The organism is Bacteroidota bacterium (genome assembly GCA_018266755.1).
Classification (GTDB): domain Bacteria; phylum Bacteroidota; class Ignavibacteria; order Palsa-1295; family Palsa-1295; genus JAFDZW01.
In genome coordinates this window covers 352,610-372,165 of record JAFDZW010000002.1, presented here as the reverse complement: position 1 = coordinate 372,165, position 19,556 = coordinate 352,610, and the positions used below count along the sequence as shown (strand labels likewise).

Below are 19,556 nucleotides of genomic sequence, written 5' to 3'. Positions count from 1 at the left end.
CACCGACGTCTATGCTGGCTAGCGATGCAGTTACCGGAGGGGAACAGGTGGATCTGGTCACGCCGGCCACTAACAGTGCGCACGAAATCGTTTCGCCAGGTGCTGTGTCATCTCCGCTGACTCCTCCAAGTGAAGTTGGGAATCGTTACTCAACCTCGCGACGTGCCTTCAACGACGCTCTTAGGGCCTCGACAGCAGAAGCCGGTAGAACGAGGCTGAGGACGGCAATGCGCAGCTATGTCAGCAAGGGAGCCGGTGGCTCAAGGGTGCTCACGCGACGGATGGAAGCGGCAAGAAACCGTGTCGGCAGTTTCTATTCGGCATTAGACACAATCCAACAGTACGGTAAGATAGCTGGACTCCTACGCCTCAATCTTGACGGTTATGTAAATCGTCCTGCTCAAGATATCCTCGGGGCATTGTCTGACCTCATTTTTCAACCAGACGGTAAATCCTTTGAAAATACAGAAGATGACTATCTTGTCAAGGAGGCGTACGGTAATACTGTACTTCGGATTTTGAGAGAGCCGGACGTGTCACTAGATAATCTTACGTCAGAGTCCGTCGCCGCCATGACTTCCATATTTATCTGCGAGTCTATCGCATTGCGCGTTCTTCATGACATCGGTGTTCATCTCTATAAGTCGACGACCGATGTGAACAGAATCCTCCGAGTCGAGGAGGATGTGTATCAATTGGTTGAAGGGTTAGTACGGAATACGGTTATGAACCATATCGCGTCTACCCCCACCACTACTAAGGAAGACGTCGAACGCTTGATGCAGAGCGTGTACCAGATTGCGTTCAATTCAATAGAAGGGGTAGGGGAGTAGATCTGCTATGGCCACTTTCACTTTCCGGGCTGCAGTTGGCGCCAACGACAGCATTGCAAGTACTGCCCGATCGATCGATGACAACTGTGCAACTCTCAGCTTTTTTGGACACCAGGGGTCTGCTTGTGTCCGGATGGACACGATCATCGAGTCAATTACTAGATTGGGATTGAAGCCATCAGAGACCTCAATGGACTTGTTCGTGCTCGCCTGCACGATGGCTGCCGCGGACACTAGGGTAGACCGCAAACAGTATGGTGAGGACGGATGGACACGGGTCTTTCGACTCGAGGTGCCTGTTCGCGACCTAACTCTTTGGCAAGGTGGATCCCAATTATTGGAACGAATCTTCCGATTCTTGACTGGGGACATTTGGTCGATTGAATTTCGACAGCGCACTGGGCAGGACCTGTACCTGCCTCCAGCCGGCAGAAAGAGGAAATACACAATTCCTTATGCTACGGACACCGTCTGCTTATTCTCGGGTGGCTTGGACAGCTTCATAGGTGCTGTGGAACTTCTCGACCGTGGAATTCGACCGATCCTGGTTGGGCATTCGAAGAGCGCAGATGTATCTACCTATCAATCGCAGTGTCATCACGCGTTGAAAACAGCTTACCCGAATTTGGTGCCCGCGAGAATCAATGGATACGTCGGGATACCCAAGAAGGGCTTGTCTTCGAGCGAAGATCATACAGAGCGAGGCAGGTCATTCCTGTTCCTATCTCTCGGCGCTCTGTGCGCCTCGTCTATCTCGAATGCCTCAACCTTAGTAGTGCCTGAGAACGGAATGATCAGCCTAAACCTTCCTCTTACTCCTCTTCGCATTGGTTCACACAGCACGAGAACGACCCACCCTTACTATATGGGTTTGATGAGTACATTGTTCTCCCATTTACGACTGGGAGTTTCTCTACTCAATCCATACCAATTCAAAACGAAGGGCGAGATGATCAGCGGATGCACAAATCCTGCACTGATCAGAAATGCGGTTACAATGTCATGCAGTCATCCAAACGCTCGGTACCATGGCAAAGGGAATATTCATTGTGGCTATTGTGTGCCGTGTATTATCCGGCAAGCTGCATACCTATGCTCTGGCATCCCTGACCCGGCGCAAATGCGCGTGGATTTGTCAAGTCACAGTTTAGACATAACAGGGGCGGAGGGCAAAGATGCATTTGCATTTCACTACATGCAATCACGCGCCAAAAGAGACCCGAACTATGTTGAGGTCTCAGTGCGAAATACTGGCCCACTTGACTCAGATGTGACTCAATACGTGCAGGTATACACCAGAGGGTTGGCCGAAGTATCGACCTTACTGCAGAATGTCACTTTCAAAAAATGATGGAATTTTGTGACACACATTGTCACCTGGATCTCCTGAAGGGCATTGAACTCGATGCTGCATCCATGATTTCCCCGAATGTTCAATATATTGCTGTTACAAATGCACCATATCTCTATGAGCCTAACAGAGCACTTTTCTCGAAATTCACAAACGTTTCTGTAGCGTTGGGTATGCATCCACAACTTGTTGACCAGTTCGGGGGACAGCTTGACAAATTTGCATCTCTTCTTTCTCAGACCGGATGGGTTGGAGAAATTGGTCTTGACGGATCACCCCAGAGTGTTGGTTCTCTTCCCCGTCAACGTGAAGTTTTCGATCAAATCCTCGCCATGATTGCGAAGGGACGCTCCAAGATTCTCTCTGTCCACACCCGCGGGGCCGAAAGGGAGGCGATTCAAACATTGCACAACCACCTTGCTGACACGGATTCTCGTGTTGTACTACATTGGTATTCAGGGCCTGCCTCTGTGGCTGCTTCCGCTATCGAGCACGGCTACTTCTTTTCCGTAAATCATCGGATGCTGAATTCCGCGAGAGGTAAGCGAATTCTTGAAGTTGTTCCAATTGATCGTATTCTTACAGAAACCGATGCCCCTTTCACATTCGATCAGTCGGTTTTCTCTCAGCGAACGTCACTCGCAACTACCGTCAGCCAACTCGCGACGTTATACGGCATAGAGCTCGAAACAATGGTTACAAAGATTCGGAGTAATCTGGACCATTTAATGATCCACTCCACTGGTGAATCATCGACGTTACGGTCCCCGGTGCAACCGAGTCAGTGACAGAGTACCATCTGCTCGTACTCCATATATATAGCGCTGATTTCGTGATAGATCCCCAATCTCGTTCTACCCGATACTGGCCGTCGAATGAGAACCGTATGAGAACTCGAAATGAGAACTGAAATGGGGGGTTCGGGGGTAGTGAGACCTTCTCCGAGTTCTCAGACATCCTCTACCAAGAAACGGCGAGTGTGCTAAGAGTGTTTTTGTAACTGCATACGAAAAAGCCCGTTACGACGCGGGTTGTAACGGGCTTATGCAGCATTTTGTACTGCGATTTTGGTAGTGCTTCCTGACGGACTCGAACCGTCGACCCACTGATTAAGAGTCAGTTGCTCTACCAACTGAGCTAAGGAAGCGAGTCGAAAATGATTTTCGCGCTCGCTTAGTTCCACAATAAATTATGGCCGCCGATTCGTCGGGATCCGGCACCGTACGATAGTGCCCCGGCCACTTTCGCTCTCGACTTCGAGGGCGATGTGATGCAGGTCTGCAAGGCGTTTCGCAATGGTCAGTCCCAATCCGGTGCCCCCGGCGGAGCGGGTACGTGCACGGTCCGCACGCCAAAACCGATCGAAGATATACGGAAGATCCGAGGCAGCAATCCCGATGCCGGTATCGCTGATCTCGATGACGGAACTACCGTCGGGTGCATCGAACGATCGTACCGTGAGCGAGCCTCCTTCCGGCGTATAGCGGATTGCGTTATCGATCAAGTTTGCTACGATCGTCCGGACGTCTTCGCGATGGATCGTGCAATTGTGTGTCGATTGCAGATCGCGGACGACGGCCAGTCGCTTCTCGTCTGCGACAAGTACAAACCGGCCGAGTGTCTCGTCGAGTAATTCATTCGGCGACCATGGCGACGATGCGTGGTCCTGCGTATGCGTATCGCGATCAAGGCGTGCAAGCGTCAGCAGGTCTTCGACGATCCGAATCAATCGGGCTACTTCTTCAAGGTTACTTTCGATGGCGGCCCGATCACTTAGCGTAAATTCTTTCGTCCGAAGATCGACTTCCATTTCACCTTTGAGGATGGTCAGCGGGGTTCGCAGTTCGTGTGCTGCATCAGCCGTAAAGGTACGGAGTGCTTCGATATTGCGATTGCGTTCGGCAAGTACATCGTTGATCAGCGATGCAAGCTCGTTGATCTCGGCTGTCCGGGTGTCGGTCGGGAGTGCGTCATGTTGTTGCGAGTGCGAACGGATCCTAAATGCAGATGAAATCAATACCTTTAATGGTTTCAGGGCAAGATTCGCTGTGATCATCCCGATCACAAACGACACGATCACACCCACACCAAGCAAAAACAGAAACTGACTGATCATCGTATCCTGCACCTCGTCGAGTGGCAGCATATCTATCGCACCGACCAGTGCATGCGGACGGGCTACACGTGAGATAATTCTATAACTGTGTTCAAATCCGTGAACAATCTGTGGAGGATCGAGCAGCGAAAGATGAACCGAATCGAGGATCGCAACTGCATGCGACGGACCCCGCGCAAGAATCCCGGTATGGCTTCCATCAGAATGACGCAACGAGATCGCGATGGCCGATTCACCGGTCGTACTATGACTTCGATAGAGGGAATCGAACACGGCCTGCGTCGGCGGCTCGTGCAGTGCCGAAAGGATCGCATCGAGTGCGGCCGTTACCTCAGCGTCACTACGGACTACAAGGGTCCGTTCGATCGAAAGATAGCTGGCAATAAAGAATACCGAGAGTAACACCGTGAATGCGGCGGCAATGAAGAGCCCGGTGCGAAGGCGAAAGCTGATCGGCTGCTTGGTTCTCATCGCTCGCTCAATCGGAGGACGTACCCGACGCCGCGAACCGTCTGAATCAATGGATGTTCGGACGGCCCATCGACTTTCTTGCGCAGATACATCATATAGACGTCGACGATATTCGTCTCGCGATCAAAGTGTTCATTCCAAACATCGGCGGCAAGCTGTGTCCGGGTACACGGTGAGCCTGCATGACGCATGAGATATTCGAGCAGCCGAAACTCGGTGTTGGTCAGTTCGATCGCACGAGAACCCCGGCGCACACTGCGTGTGATAGGGTTGATCTCGAGGTCGGCATATTGCAATGTTGTTTGTACTGCCGGTACGGGTTCGCGGCGCCGGAGCAGCGCGCCGATGCGTGCTACAAGTTCTTCGAAGGCGAATGGTTTGGGGAGGTAATCGTCGGCGCCTACACGGAATCCCTTCAATTTGTCATCTAATTGATCGAGCGCCGAAAGGATCAATACTCCTGCATTCGGTTGAATCTCTCGCAACGACCGGATCACGTCGAAGCCGCTCGTCTGCGGCAAGAGTATATCGACGGTGATCACATCGTACGGTTGTGTTTGTGCCAGTCGGAGCGCTGCCGAAGGAGTTTCTGCCGTATCGGTCTGAAAGCCTTCTGCGGTGAGTCCGCGTTTGATGAACTGCGCGACTTTGGGTTCGTCCTCGATGACCAATATACGTGCCATGTCAGTTCAACGGAATTCGCCAGCCGAACCGCCCCACATAGGCGGGTGGAGCAACGAGCGATTGAATCGACGAGTTGATATGTCCCTCAGCCTGAAATACGATATTCTGTGCTTCTTGGAAAGTGAGAAACGTAGAGAATGGGATCTCGAGTGAGAAGTCAGAGGCATTACCAAAGCCTGCGTTCGACACACCGCCACGCAACACGATATCGCGGTACACGTTAAGCGTTGCATTTACTTTCACAGCATTATTGGCGCCAAATTCGATGCGGGCCGATCGGATATAGTCCTTCAACGATGTCGAGGCGATCGCATTGTTCAGCGCTGACGATACGAAACTCGACCCGATGCTGTACCCTGATTTATCTTTGATCGAACCCAATGTCGATACTGCGCTTGCCGCGTTCGCATCGTTTGGCAGCATGCCGGTCGCCAGGAAAAAGAAGCTTTCATTCCGCTGCTGTTCCTGGGGTTCTGTTCGCTTTACGTATTCACCCTGCTGGTTCTTTTGCCACAACTCGAACCGTAGTGATGGGTCGTATCGGGTGCCGCCGACAAGCATTCTGATACGAATATCACCCGGACCATAGGAGCCGGTATATTCGGCGCTCAGATCGAGCGTCGGATTATCGAGGGCTTTATAAAATTGCATGGTACCCTTCACCGGAGTAAACTCCTTGATGAAGGTATAGCTGGAGCGCTCGGTCAGCCGGAGGGTACCGGTGGACCCATAGTCGGCTTTCGGTTCGTATCGATAGAAGTGGAATGGTCCGTCGGATTTTAACTCGGCCTTCAATTGGGTGCCGAAGATCCCGTAGGCTTGTGGGAAGGTGATGATGAGCCAGCAATCGCCCGGGATCATGATGTTCATATCATAGAGCATCTTGTCCATAAACGATAACTGTGGCGCAGACTGCTGAGTAGTACTCTTATTCGCTTCGATTCCCGTCGCATCGGCGGCAACTGACGGAGCGCTGCGAAGCTCGAACTCCCTGGCTTCGGCATCTTCGGCGCTCTCAGGTTGCGGGGATGGTTGAATGTTGGCCGTATCGGCAGGAGGTTTCGGCTTTGTCGCCTCGATATAGGTAATGCCTTCCGATTCCACCTGCGCAATCGTATTCGATGATTGTGGAAGTGTTAAGTATGCCTGCGCGATCGTCAGGTCGCCATCCAGATGCGGAGCATCGAACGTCCCGTAAAAATGGAGTGGAGTATTCCCCGAGCGAACAATGAGCGGACCGTAGATAGTCTTCATCGCATCCTTCGATGCGTCGTTGAGTACGAGCAGACGGTCGTCGGTTCGAAGCTTCAGATCGAAGTTCTCTACGTCGAATCCGTGGAAGTGAAATCCGCCGCTGAGAAAAGCGCGGCCTCCTTCGAGATCCACGGGATAGTTACTGACACGCACATCGTCAAAATTCAGATCCAAATGGGCAAGCGTCACTCTGCCGCCCATTTGATATCGGATGTTGGTAAAGGGCACGAGGAAGGATCCCTTCGTGATATACCCTTCACCTTGTATGGTGGGAGAGGTCAGGCTCCCGTGAAGCGATATGGTCGCGTCGGCGAGTCCGTGGATCTGTGTAAGCACGGGGATGAACGGTCCGAACATATCGATTGCAAAATCCCGGGCCGTGACAGATACGCTTGTGGGCGCCGAAGCGATCCGTGCGCTATCAGTGCGCTTTTCGGGATAGTCGGCAAACGAGAGCAGCATCGGAATGCTGTCGATCGCGACACTGAGCGTATTCTTTGCCGAAGGAATCCATCTCTCCAAGCCGCGTGCCATGCTCCCGATACCGTAGGCGCTGCTGTCAATATGAGCATCAATGTTCCCTCGAACGTTACCCAGTCCGTACGACAAGTTTGCCCGCATGCTATCGAGTGTCACATTATTATAGGCAAAATTCTGCGCGGCAAGATCAAGGGCCATTCTCGGCTGTGCCAATGTCCCGGAAACATCAAAGAGCAGGCGCGTTAGTTTTCCTTGTGTCGGCCTGAGGCTCGATACATCGACCCATGATGAGAGGAAGCGAGGCAGCTCCGGCAGGCGAAGCAGCGACGAGTGCACGAAACCGTAGGCGATCGTATCGCCTCGCAATTGCATTCCAAGCTGCAGCTTTTGCGCGAACACATGGCCCGGATCGTAACTCGGTTCCGGTTTGAAGAGCCGGAGCGTATCCAGTGTCAATGTGCCATGCTCATCGATGTGAACACGAGAGGGGGCGTCATTGAACCAATCGAACCCGTCCGAGAATGTCAATCGAAGCGAATCGATGCCGAATGTCTTCTCTGCTCCGGCGATCGAACCGGCGCCGCGAACGTCGAGCGCCGTTTTTCCCTCGAGCGATCCGCCGATCACATATTGCATTGCTTCACCGCTGAGCTTGAGCGTTACGTGCGGAGCGAACACTGCTACATCTGCAACTCGTAATGCCGAATCGGACTGCAACGAAAGCGAACCCTGAAGTGTGTTCAGCACGTCGACATCGTTGTGTGCAAGTCCGCGCAGGGCGACTTGAACTCCTAATTTTTTTACGCTGATCTTCGGCACGCCTGCCCCTGCTCCGCTGCCGGCATCCGCAATCAGGAAGTGATCGAGCGTTCCGGCCATCGATACGTTCATTAGGGCATGCGGGTCGCCTGCAACCGCGCCGTCGAGACGTCCCTTGGCGAGCAAGGTAAGATTCGGAAGAAAATGCGTAAGTGGCCGCATATCCTTCATGTGGAGTGTGTAGGTGCAGGCAATCGAATCGCTGTTGCGGGCGAACGAAGAATCCGGATGCGGCGATATCGATCCGTTATGCTTCGACGTATCGCGCATGTGTTGAATCGACCCGGCGAAGGCAGCGAATCGTTCTGCGAGCACGCCGCCGATCGACACGATATCGTATTTACCGCGCACGGTCAGATCGGCAATATCGCTGGCGATGACGTCGGAACGTTCGCCGGTTACCGAATCGATCTGCATCGTTGTATTTACCGATATCGGGGCAAGGGTCGAGCCTCGGTACGGCATACCCGTAATAACGGCCTGAATACTTCCTGTCGTACTGTTCACCGATTTGAGATCGCCCGCGATCGTCGCACTGGCACTCAATGTCGATGCATGAGGGAATACTGGTACCAAGCGGCCGATCGGGATGTCGGTCGTCGAGAGATCGCATTCATAAGTCGGTGTGGCTGGAGCAAGATCGAGCGTCAAGTAATTCGCGTCGATATGAGAGCCATCGGCGAAATGAATATTGCTCTGATCGAGATTGATCGCATCGTGGTCGATCGCACCAACGAGATGTGTGCTGGTCAGATCGAGCCCGTAGAAGGAAGATGGCGTTGCACTTTCGACAGAAAACGTGGTGCTCATCGTTTTCAAGTCGAATCCGTTGCCTTTGGCTGCGAACGTCATATTAAGCGAACTACGAAGCACGGAATCGCCCAAGAGCGGGGCGAGGTCAAGTGATGTGGTCGTGAGCTGTGTTTCGTATGTCGGTGATGGAATACTCAGGTTAAGAGCGGCCGTCCCGTTGACATTGCCGTGCGTGGTGCGCACAGCGAGTTCAGTCTTGAAGTTATCGGGTCGTCCGACAAAGCCGATGTGGTCGATGTCGATCGTACCGAACCGTTTCATGTCGGGCAATCCGAGTCCTGGGATATAATCCCGAATACTCTTATCCGAAAGCGAGCGTGCAGCCACATCAACATCAAGGTAGAGCTTGTCCGGTTGGTGGAGATTTTTGACTTCACCACCGAAGGTGATGAAGCTTCCACGCCCGAGACCGAGACGACCGCGACGAATCTTGAGCGCTCCGTACGGACCTTCTGCTTCGAAGTCGAGACTGGGTCTTCCGGCGAGGAAGGAAATGTCGGGGATGAATTGAGCAAGTTCATCCTGACCGATCGAACCTGCTGTGAGCTTCACATGTGTCGCTGACGTGCGCAGCGAATCATACGGCTGACCGTTGAGCATCACAAGCGGCGAGAGACTGGCATCGAGCTTGAGTTCGGTATGATCGGTCAGCAATCGTACGTTCTTTACTTCCGTAATATTTCCGTCGTGATATGCTGACAACGACAGTTGGTAGAGATTGAACGGCGCGTTTGCTTCGCGGCAGCTCAGGTGCTCGAGGTTTACATATTGTTTCACACTGCCTTGATAGCGTCCGCTGAGTGTGAGTGCAATATCCCGGACATCGAGATCGCTCCAGCGGATGTAGCGTTTCTTTCCGTCGGGTAACAAACGCACTAGGCTGGTATCGTTCGCATCGAGTACACGAAACGACCCGCCCGCGACACTCAGCGCCTCGAGGCGAACGGTTTGCGAGAAGGGCTGCGATGGCTTGGTCGAAGGTGCCGACGGTTTGAAAAACCGTTCGTAATTCCAGAGCGAGTCCCCGAACGATCGGTGGAAACGGATCTCCGGAGCATCGACAAGCAACGAATGGATCGTAATCGAGTTACTGACGAAGTAATCGATGATCGAATACCGAACCGAAAGGAAGTGAATGCGGGCGATCGCTGCCGTGTCCGACTTCAATCGAACCGTCACGTTCGAAAGGGACAAGCCTGTGATCAGATTGCCGCCGATCTCGCCGATGGAGACGGTTCCGTTGGTGTTCGATTCGACGATCGAAACGAGTTTGTTTTTCAGAAATTCGCGCATCGGCCCGGTCTGCAAACTGCTGAGCAAGGCGAGCACCAAGAGGAACAGGACGAGCAACGTGCGGCGCACAACGCGCATCGCGCGCTTGAAGCGCGACGGTGGCCGCACGGCGGGGTTCGCCTGCGGTTGCTGATTGGCCGTTGTTTCGCCGGTTTCGGGCATATCTATCCACTACATCTAACAGTCAAATGATGCGGATACGTTTACATCTGCGGCATGTCAAGACAATGATTTTTCATTCACTTGCGAAGTGCGGGCGCAACCCGAAGCCTGTAGGGTTCGTTTCAGATGGCGGTGGCAAACCAAGAAGCAGCATGGACGCGAAGCGAGGGGCGTTCGGAGCGGATCGCCCGAACACTCGAGCGCAGACAACCGGGGCTCGTACTCGTGCTCGAGAACGTGCACGACCCGCATAATGTCGGCGCCATTCTACGTACATGTGACGCCGTCGGAGTGCAACGCGTCATGATGGTCTATTCGATCGAACAGCCACCCGGGATCGGTACGACGAGCGCTTCAGGGGCCGTCAAGTGGCTCGAATTCAAACGGTATCGTTCGATCAAACCCTGTTTCGATGAGTTGCATCGGGAAGGATTTCAGATCCTTGCGACAAAGATCGAGCCGAAGGCGGCCAGTATTTATGCATACGATCTAACGAAGCCGACCGCGCTCGTCCTTGGTAACGAACATCGCGGTATCTCGGATGAGGCTGCAACACTTTCCGACGGACTCGTATATATCCCCATGATGGGTATGGTCGAAAGTGTGAATGTCTCGGTTGCTTCGGCGATCTGTTTGTTCGAAGCGATGCGCCAGCGGATGGAGAAGGGGATGTACGACACTCCGCAACTGAGCCCCGATGCACTTCGCTCTGCGACCCTCGACTGGCTGAAAAAATGAGGTGTTTTTGCACAGCCAGAGAAACCGATCACAATGTACGTTCTATCGCTCATAGTTTGAAGTATTGAGTTCGTTCTCCGTTCATCTTGCATCGGGTTCGTGGTGGATCGCAATTCCTGCCATACTCATTGGCATCGGTCTTGCAGTCTGGACCTATCGGCACACCGTCCCGAGAACAACACCGGCGCGCCGGAGGCTGCTCGTCGCACTTCGATCGATTGCCATCGCGCTCATCCTCTTCGTCCTCTTTCAACCGATTCTCACACTCACGAAGACCCAGGAGCGAACACCTCGCGTCGTCATCATGCTGGACAACTCGCGGTCGATGCAATTACCGCCGGCACCGGGCGATACGGCGAAGACGAGGCTTTCGGCGATGCACCGAAACCTACTAAATATCTTTCCCGAGTCGTTTCGATCGGATCGTTCGGCTCGTCTTCTCGAAGTATTCTCCGAGAAGGCTTCTTCGGTCGATACTCCGTTTACGCACGTACTTTCTTCAATGAAGGCGGATGGATCGGCCACGGATATTGCCGGCGCGTTCGGTTTGCTTGCCGAGGCGGAAAAGTCGCAGAATATCAGCGCTGTTGTCCTCTTCAGTGATGGAGCATATACGGCCGGATCGAACCCGCTCTATGCTGCGGAGCGTCTTGGCGTTCCGGTATTTACCGTCGGCCTTGGCGATTCGAGTGAGCGGCGCGATGTGGGAATCACCTCGATGTTTACCAACGATATCGCTACGGTTGGCGTCTCACAGCCTGTCGATATCGAAGTACATGCGGCCGGTGCGAATGCAGGGGAGAAGGCGGTTGTGAGTTTGTATGCCGAGTCGGAGAAGATCGCTGAAGAAGAAGTAACATTCAAAGCAGGAGCGAACGATGCGGAGGTGAGTATCAACTACACTCCGGCACAGGAGGGTAGTGTGAAACTCACTGCGCGAGTTACTCCGCTTTCTGGAGGCGAAACAACGATGTCGAATAACGTCAGTATTCGATACGTGAACGTCCTGAAAAACAAATTCCATATCGTGCTCTTTGCGGGGGCTCCGAGCTCCGATGTCTCGTTCGTTCGGGATTATTTTCGGGCGCGCAAGGAGATCGAACTGACGACATATATTCAAAAGCAAGGAGCCGAGTTCTACGAGGGCACTCCGACGTTCGAAAAACTGCACGACGCCGATCTCGTGATCGTCGTCGGATTCCCGATCGCATCGACATCGACGGAAAGCATGGCACTGCTCAAGCGGCTCGTGGTTTCGGAAGGAAAGTCGATGCTCTTCGTCCCTTCAAAGATGCTCGATATCGCCAAGCTTCGCGAGATTGAAGAAGCATTGCCGTTCACTCTTAGAGAGGGGGCTGCATCGGGCAACGAACTCAGTGTCTCTGCCGCCGTGAACCAATCTACCGTTACAAACCCCATTCTGCGAGCGGACAAGGAACAAACGGCAGCGGTAAAATGGGAATCGCTTGCGCCGCTGGCGAAGACGGAGATGCACTTTGCCCCGAAGCCGGAAAGCGATGTGTTGATCGAAGCGACGGTGCAGGGCGTGAAGATCGGCGAGCCGATGTTGCTTTCACGCACAGTCGGGAAATCGCGCGAGATCGCATTCACCAGTTATGGCCTCTGGCGCTGGAAGCTGACGTCATTCGGACGGGAGCGTGCGTTTGCTTCGCTTTCACGTACGAAAGACACAACCGTCGGGTCTGAGAGTGCCCTGGACCTGTTCCTCGGAAACGCGACACGCTGGCTCGTGATGCGCGACGACCGCAAACGAGTCCGCATCGAGCCAACCCAGCGGCTCTATGATGCCGGAGAAACGATCGAATTTACTGCGCAGGTATATGACGAGAGTTTCGAACCGGTTGACGGAGCGATCGTGTCGATGAAAGTTGTCGGACCTGGGCTCAAGCAAGCGTTGGATCTGACGCTGGAGCCGCTCTCGAACGGCCGGTATTCGGCGCGGCTTCCCCAAGGATTGCCCGCAGGTGATTATACATACTCCGGATCTGCGGTCTCAGGGAAAGCTCAGATCGGCACCGATGGCGGACGATTCAATGTCGGCGAGTACTCGATCGAATTTGCCGAACCTAGAATGCGCAGCGAGCTGCTGCGCGAGATCGCCGCGCGGACGGGCGGTGCATTCTTCACACCCGAAAACGATGCGGATCTGCTCTCGCGTATTCGTGCATTGCCAAGTTATCAGCCGAAGAAGATCGAGGAGCGTTCAGAATATGAAGCCCGCACTGCGTGGTATTTCCTTGTATTGGCGATCGGTTTGTTGAGCACCGAATGGTTTCTCCGAAAGCGGTCGGGAATGTTATAACCGCGAGAATGGGGAATTGAGTATTGCGTATCTCTGGTTCTAACTGGCGCATGCGGCAAACCTCTTCCATTACAGTGCAGACCATACACCAACCAGGACGGTCCTTCCGGCATCGCAGTGCAGTTGCGTTGTTGCTGATGGTGCTGTTTTGTTCGACGTCAATTGCATCGCCGACCGATTCGCTCACGTCGCCTGTCGATGCATACCGACATTTTATCATGCCGTCGGCAAAGCCGATCGATAATCCATACGTTGGGTTTTGGGAGCTTGCATTTCTGCAAGGGGGCTTTGGGATCGGTAATGTTCTGAGTGTCACCGGAGGCGCGACGATCCTTCCGACGGTTTCCTTCAAATCGCAGTTCGCCTATCTGCAAGCGAAAGCAACGTTGGCCGAAGAGGACGGTGTCTCGTTTGCAGTCGGTGCAAATCTGCTGCGCTTAACGAGTGAGCATCTCTACCTGCATGCCTTTGCGGCTGCGACGATCGAGATGCAGAATGAGATACGCTATACCGGCTTGTTCTTCTATAAGGTGTCTGGCGACGACTATCCTGTTGTCAGTGTGTATCCGTACGGTCAGTTCTCATTTAGCTACGGGAGTTCGCTCGGAGCAGGTATTGGGTTCGATACCCCGATCAAAGGTGTGCCGAATTCTCGGTTGGTGGTCGAGGCCTGGAATCACGATCTCTCAACGCCGAACAAACTCGCGCTGCTGTTTGCGGTTCGTGTCGAAAGCCAGCGATTCTCTTCCGACTTTGGCTTTATGTACTTCACGCTTCCGCTGCTGACACCGGTTGCGAATTTTGTGTGGCATATTTGATTGGTGCAACGCGGTTGGCGCTTCGATAGGTCACGAATCATTCCCCTTCATTTCTGCGAAACAACGAGAGCAGTGGTGGGTCTTCATCATAGACGCCGGCTAGTTTGGCCGGGGATGAATATGAAGATTAACGTATGAAGACCAATACACCTCTCATCATTGCTGCGCTGTTTGCGCTTGTATTCTCATCGTGGTTCTTTACCGGCTGCAAGGATAATCCCGCCGGTTCTCACGCCGATGTCGTTACCGTGACTGCCGACACGTCGGTCGTCGCGAAACTTGGAATTACCACGCGACCGATCGTCGACTCGACGGCACGGCTGATTGCGGAATCTGCATCGACCGGGAAGACTATATCATCGTCGCAGCACACCACTGCCGATATCGGTTATTTCGACGTGCAAGAGCTTGTCGGAGTGCTGACGATCGATGTGAACGTCCGCACCAGCGACGGCGCGATCATCACCTTTAGCGATCCTGACATTCACTGGCAACACTGATTAAGCAATGATGTTGGTGACTCACTATCGCGCTGCGATCACGAACAATCGGGCGATCACTCCGGAAGGCGTCACAATCCTCATCACGTACGTTCCCGGTGTCATGCCTATACATGAGAAACTTGTAGAGTGTGATGCATCGGGAACAACTGTGCGAACGGTTCTACCGAGTAGATCGCAGACTGCTATCGTTGTCGCATCGTCAGGAAGTCCCGTTGCACAAATGTTCTCCCTCGTAGGATTCGGGTAGATCACGACTGTTGGGCTGTTGCTGCCCATCGTCAGAGGGCTGACGCTGAGCGAATCCTCAGGTATGTATGCTATGCCGTTCGGGGAGGCAACGTAGAGGTAGCCGCTGTCGGCCATCATGTCCTGAAGGTTCGGAATCCAGAATCGTTGTTGCCACGTGTGACCAAAGTCCTTGCTGGCAAAAATATTTCCGTTGTAGTTCGATAAGAAAACGTAATTCCTGTCTGTAGCTATATGCGCTGCGGAAAATGACGTCTGTACGAGATATTGCGTCCACGTCTGACCACGATCCTCCGAAACGAGAATGTGGTCATAACCACCACAATCATATAGTAGGGATCCGTTGGTGGCAAGCTTATCATTGAAGGAAATTGGGGACGCGGCGCCACTGCGAGTCCAGGTTGCTCCGCTATCGGTGGAGTGCTGTATTGGTTGGCCTGAAACAGCAGCGAATAGTTCGCCACCAATGGAGGTAAGCGAAACGACATATTGATTATCTGCAATGCTATCGGATTGTTGCCAACTCTGGCCGTCGTCCTTCGAGTACCAAACTCCTCGATTAGAAGTTCCAATAATGATGCGGTCACCCATCCGTACGCCTGTATTGACGGTTAGGCCACGCAAAAGTGTATCCGACGAGGACCAGACATCCATAGTCGTGCTCCATCGCAGCGGCGAGTTTGTGCCGCACAGTAAGACTGACGTATCGCCCGGGATTAGCTGATCGGCAGTGAATGAGGTTGGACCGATACCGATGGCATTCCAGTGATCTCCATGGTCGGTTGATCGGAACACGCCAGTGTGCGTGCCTGCATAGAATATCCCATTCTGCTTGCTCAGAAGAGAAACAGTGCCACGCGCGATACCGCACACCTGCCATGCGGCATCAAGTTGTGGCGATCTGAACACGCCCTCGGATGTACCCACGAAGACCATTCCCCAATGACCAGTGATCGCAGTAGGTGAGTAGGGCCCCGTAACAACATCCCAATTGTAAGCATCGGTCGAACGCAGCACTTGCTTCGACGTGCTTGCGAGGAACAGATCTCCCGTACAGGCAATGCCTGAAACGTTGTCGTTGGAGATTTTGTCGAGCGTGCGAATCCACGTCTTGCCGGAATCGAGAGACCGGTAGATGCCTCCGCCGTACGTGCCGGCAAGTAGCAAGGAGTCGTACACAACGAGCACACTGATATACGGGGTGAGTATACCGTTGTTTGCACTACTCCAGGTTTTGCCGTCATCGTCCGAACGGAAGACACCGCCGCCTGTGCCTGCAAACGCCAACGTGCCGAGGTACGTCATCGAACGTATCGAATTGTTGGTGATCCCACTGTCAGAAACGCTAAATGACGTGCCGAGGTCAGTGGAGCGATACACACCTGCAGAATATGTTCCGGCGAGAATGGTAGAATCTTGCAGCGCAATTGCATAGACCGGGATACCACTTGGAAGCCCGGCCGTATGGCGAGTCCAGCGCATGCCGCCGTCCACCGACACATGCACCTCGCCTGCTGCCGCCGCGAGCACGTTTTTCTGAATTACAAGCTGCTGGGGTGCACCGGTAAGCGATCCTGTACCGAATGTCCAGGTCTTCCCAGTGTCCTCGCTATGCGCTACACCGTTGCAGCCGATGAAGATCGAGGAATCGTTCGATACGAGTGTTGTGACGGCACCGCTCGCAAGTGGTCCGCGGAAATATGCCCATTGGGCCTGTACCCCTGCAACCAACATCTGCAATACAACCAGTGTGAAGAATGGTGCTCGTATCTTCATGATCTGACCGATGAGTGTATACGAAGAAATGAAGAACAATACACTTCAAACAGAGCTCTACCGTGATAGTTCTCACCGCATAGCCAACGCCGAACTCTACACCGCGACATGCCGTTTAGTAATTCACGTGGCACGTTGACCGAGGTAGCTTGCAGCCACGTTAAAGAAGTGCTAAAGCGCCGGAGGTAGAATGTTTCGATCCCTGCGCACCTCGGCGCAGGGATTTTTTTTATTGTCACCTGGAAATGTCGGATAGTCACGAGCGAAAATTGATTTATGATCCGTTGACGGAGTTTATGTCGCATTATGCCGATGTGAAATCCGCGAAGAAGGAAGCATCCGGCTATGAGAATCTCTCGATCGAAGAACGCCTCAAGCAACGCATCATCGACGGCGATAAGATCGGAATGGATAACGATCTTGCGCTTGCCCTGAAGTCTTACCCTGCACTCGATATTATCAACAACATTCTGCTTGGCGGAATGAAGGTCGTCGGCGAGCTCTTCGGCTCCGGCGAAATGCAGCTCCCGTTTGTGTTGCAATCGGCCGAGACGATGAAAGCCGCGGTCAAGTATCTCGAACCGTATATGGAGCGTACCGGTGGAGATACTTCCAAAGGCAAGATGGTGCTCGCAACGGTCAAAGGCGATGTCCACGATATCGGGAAGAATCTCGTCGATATCATTCTGACGAACAACGGATATACGGTATATAATCTTGGGATCAAGGTTTCGCTCGAACAGATGCTCGAAGAGTACGATCGCCGGAATGCAGATGCGATCGGGATGTCGGGGTTGCTGGTAAAGTCCACCGCCATCATGAAGGAGAATCTTGAAGTGATGGCAGGTCGCGGCCTTGCGGTGCCGGTCGTGCTCGGTGGCGCTGCGTTGACCCGCAAATTTGTCGAGCACGATCTGCGTGCTCTTTACGGAGGGACGCTGGCGTATGCGCAGGACGCATTCGACGGACTGCACTTCATGGAGCGATTGAAGTTTCCCGATGCTGCCAGCGAATCGTTATCTGCGGCATCTGTCCCGGATCTCAGTGAGGAAGATCTGCTCGAGGAAGAACTCGACAGTGCGACGGGCGAAGAGTCGAAAATGGTGCTTGCCAAGCGCGATCTGCCGTGGCTCGGTGGAGCAAGCCAACAGCAGGATGTGCGCACTCCGCAGGCCACCCAAGAGCGGGTCAAACCTGCGACGATCATCCCGACTCCTCCGTTTTGGGGCGTAGAAGTACGCGAGCAATGGATCCTCGATAAGATTTGGGAGTATCTGAACGAAGTGGCGCTCTTCCGCGGACAGTGGCAATTCAAACGAGGAAAGAAAAGCGCCGAAGATCATGCCGCGCTACTCGAAACTGTCGCGCGCCCGAAGCTCAACGAGTTGAAACTGTTGTGTAAACAACAGCACATTCTCCGGCCGAAAGCAGTGTATGGGTATTTCCCGTGCTATAGCGAGGGCGACGATCTTGTGATCTTGAAGCCGTCATCATACGACGACGCTGCATTGCAGTCTCGATGGTCGAACGACGACGTTGCCGGTGCCCTCGTCGAATGGAAACGCTTCATCTTCCCACGTCAGTCATCGGGAAAGCGGCTCTGCATTGCCGACTTCTTCCTCTCGAAGGAACGTGCGAACGCGCAAGGCACGTACGATGTCGTCGCGATGAGTGCGGTGACGGTCGGCCGCGAGGCAAGTGAGTACACGGCGAAACTCTTCGAGTCGAACCAGTACACCGATTATCTATACCTGCACGGCCTTTCCGTCGAAACGGCCGAAGCGCTTGCCGAGTATCTTCATAAGATCGTCCGTGCCGAACTCGGAATCGGGACATCGGATGCAACTGATATTCAGCGGCTCTTTAGTCAGGGATATCAAGGCTCGCGGTTCTCGTTCGGGTATCCTGCTTGTCCGAATCTTGAAGATCAGACAAAGTTGTTCGATCTCATCCGTCCCGAACGCGTTGGTATTACACTCACCGAAGAATATCATCTCGAACCGGAGCAATCGACGACAGCCATCATCTGCCATCATCCGGAAGCCAGATACTTTGGCTTGAAATAAGCGAGGCTCAGAGGCTAGTTACGAAGTGAGCGACGACGGACTTCCATTCGCGCGGCGTTTCGAATGGGGATAGATGCCCGGTATCCGGGAGTTCTTCGTAGCGTGCCCCTTCGATCCCAAGAGCGATCGACTTCGTGACGCTGCTTGGCATTAATGTGTCTTCGGACGAGGAGATCACGAGCGTCGGGCACGTGATCTGCGCGAGGAGGTCTCGAGAATCGTCACGGTTCGCCATGGCGCGAAGTGCGGCAGCAACGGCGAGAGGATCTGTCAGGGTAATGAGTTGCTGAAGTTCTCTAAACCGATCCGGTCGCGAACGTTTTGTTGTCTCACCGACAAGTGCATTGAGTTGCCGTTTGATGACGGCGTCGATCCCATGATGCTCGACGTCGAGCGCATATTCTTCGCGGCCCTTCTTCGCCGGTTCGTCATCCGCCTCGGCTTTTGTGTTGCTAAAAATCAGCGCCTGGATCTCCTCCGAGTAGAGCCGATAGTATGCAAACGCAGCATAACCGCCCATCGATGTGCCGCCGACGATACAGTCGCGGATATTCCGCTCTGCTAATTCGTGGTGAAGCTGTTTCATTGCGCCGCTGATTGTCCATGCAGCTTGTCGTGCCGCATCGCCGAAGCCGGGGAGATCGACCAATACGATCGAGCGGTCAGGGAGGGTATCGGCAAGCATGGTTGCCGCATCCCGATACATCGCGCTCGACAGCGGAAAGGCATGGATGAGCACGACAGGTGGCGCAGGCCGACCTGCGCCGATGATCCGAACTGATATCATGATGGTACCGAAGCAGCGATCAC

The 19,556-nt window shown here is 53.6% G+C and carries 12 protein-coding genes, 1 tRNA gene and 1 riboswitch; of the genes, 7 read left to right on the top strand and 6 right to left on the bottom strand.

The features are described 5' to 3' along the window. Positions 1–11: 11 nt before the first annotated feature. Positions 12–833: a hypothetical protein gene (locus tag JSS75_04065; protein MBS1902857.1), complete on the top strand. Its 822-nt coding sequence runs from the start codon at positions 12–14 to the stop codon at positions 831–833. 1,350 nt (positions 834–2,183) lie between these two features. After that, positions 2,184–2,972, top strand: coding sequence for a TatD family hydrolase (locus JSS75_04060; protein MBS1902856.1), 789 nt, complete (start codon positions 2,184–2,186; stop codon positions 2,970–2,972). 286 nt (positions 2,973–3,258) lie between these two features. On the opposite strand, the gene JSS75_04055 is transcribed toward JSS75_04060, so the two are convergent. The 4 genes from JSS75_04055 to JSS75_04040 form a co-directional block, all read right to left on the bottom strand. Next, positions 3,259–3,331, bottom strand: a tRNA-Lys gene (locus JSS75_04055). Positions 3,332–3,373: 42 nt separating this feature from the next. Continuing rightward, on the bottom strand, positions 3,374–4,771 hold the full coding sequence (locus tag JSS75_04050) for a hypothetical protein (GenBank protein MBS1902855.1): 1,398 nt from the start codon (positions 4,769–4,771) through the stop codon (positions 3,374–3,376). After that, a complete protein-coding gene (locus tag JSS75_04045) occupies positions 4,768–5,454 on the bottom strand; it encodes a response regulator transcription factor (GenBank protein ID MBS1902854.1) in 687 nt (228 codons plus the stop codon). The genes JSS75_04050 and JSS75_04045 overlap by 4 nt, the downstream gene beginning before the upstream one ends. Position 5,455: 1 nt before the next feature. After that, positions 5,456–10,276 (bottom strand): translocation/assembly module TamB domain-containing protein, encoded by a 4,821-nt coding sequence (locus tag JSS75_04040; protein ID MBS1902853.1) that lies wholly within the window; start codon positions 10,274–10,276, stop codon positions 5,456–5,458. A 126-nt stretch (positions 10,277–10,402) separates the two neighbouring features. On the opposite strand from JSS75_04040, the gene JSS75_04035 reads away from it, so the two are divergent. The 4 genes from JSS75_04035 (at position 10,403) to JSS75_04020 (ending at position 14,655) form a co-directional block, all read left to right on the top strand. After that, a complete protein-coding gene (locus JSS75_04035; protein MBS1902852.1) occupies positions 10,403–11,014 on the top strand; it encodes an RNA methyltransferase in 612 nt (203 codons plus the stop codon). Positions 11,015–11,078: 64 nt separating this feature from the next. Then, complete coding sequence (locus JSS75_04030) at positions 11,079–13,337, top strand: hypothetical protein (GenBank protein ID MBS1902851.1); 2,259 nt, start codon at positions 11,079–11,081, stop codon at positions 13,335–13,337. A 74-nt stretch (positions 13,338–13,411) separates the two neighbouring features. Continuing rightward, complete coding sequence (locus JSS75_04025; protein MBS1902850.1) at positions 13,412–14,155, top strand: hypothetical protein; 744 nt, start codon at positions 13,412–13,414, stop codon at positions 14,153–14,155. Between the two features lie 134 nt (positions 14,156–14,289). Then, the gene (locus JSS75_04020; protein MBS1902849.1) at positions 14,290–14,655 is read left to right on the top strand and encodes a hypothetical protein; all 366 of its coding nucleotides are present in this window, start codon (positions 14,290–14,292) and stop codon (positions 14,653–14,655) included. Positions 14,656–14,679: 24 nt separating this feature from the next. Here the strand turns inward: JSS75_04020 and JSS75_04015 are convergent, their stop codons facing one another. After that, on the bottom strand, positions 14,680–16,680 hold the full coding sequence (locus JSS75_04015; protein ID MBS1902848.1) for a T9SS type A sorting domain-containing protein: 2,001 nt from the start codon (positions 16,678–16,680) through the stop codon (positions 14,680–14,682). A gap of 117 nt (positions 16,681–16,797) precedes the next feature. Further along, a riboswitch (SAM riboswitch) is annotated at positions 16,798–16,875 on the top strand. 50 nt (positions 16,876–16,925) lie between these two features. On the opposite strand from JSS75_04015, the gene JSS75_04010 reads away from it, so the two are divergent. After that, a complete protein-coding gene (locus JSS75_04010; GenBank protein ID MBS1902847.1) occupies positions 16,926–18,746 on the top strand; it encodes a B12-binding domain-containing protein in 1,821 nt (606 codons plus the stop codon). 7 nt (positions 18,747–18,753) lie between these two features. On the opposite strand, the gene JSS75_04005 is transcribed toward JSS75_04010, so the two are convergent. Continuing rightward, the gene (locus JSS75_04005) at positions 18,754–19,533 is read right to left on the bottom strand and encodes an alpha/beta hydrolase (protein MBS1902846.1); all 780 of its coding nucleotides are present in this window, start codon (positions 19,531–19,533) and stop codon (positions 18,754–18,756) included. Positions 19,534–19,556: the final 23 nt, after the last annotated feature.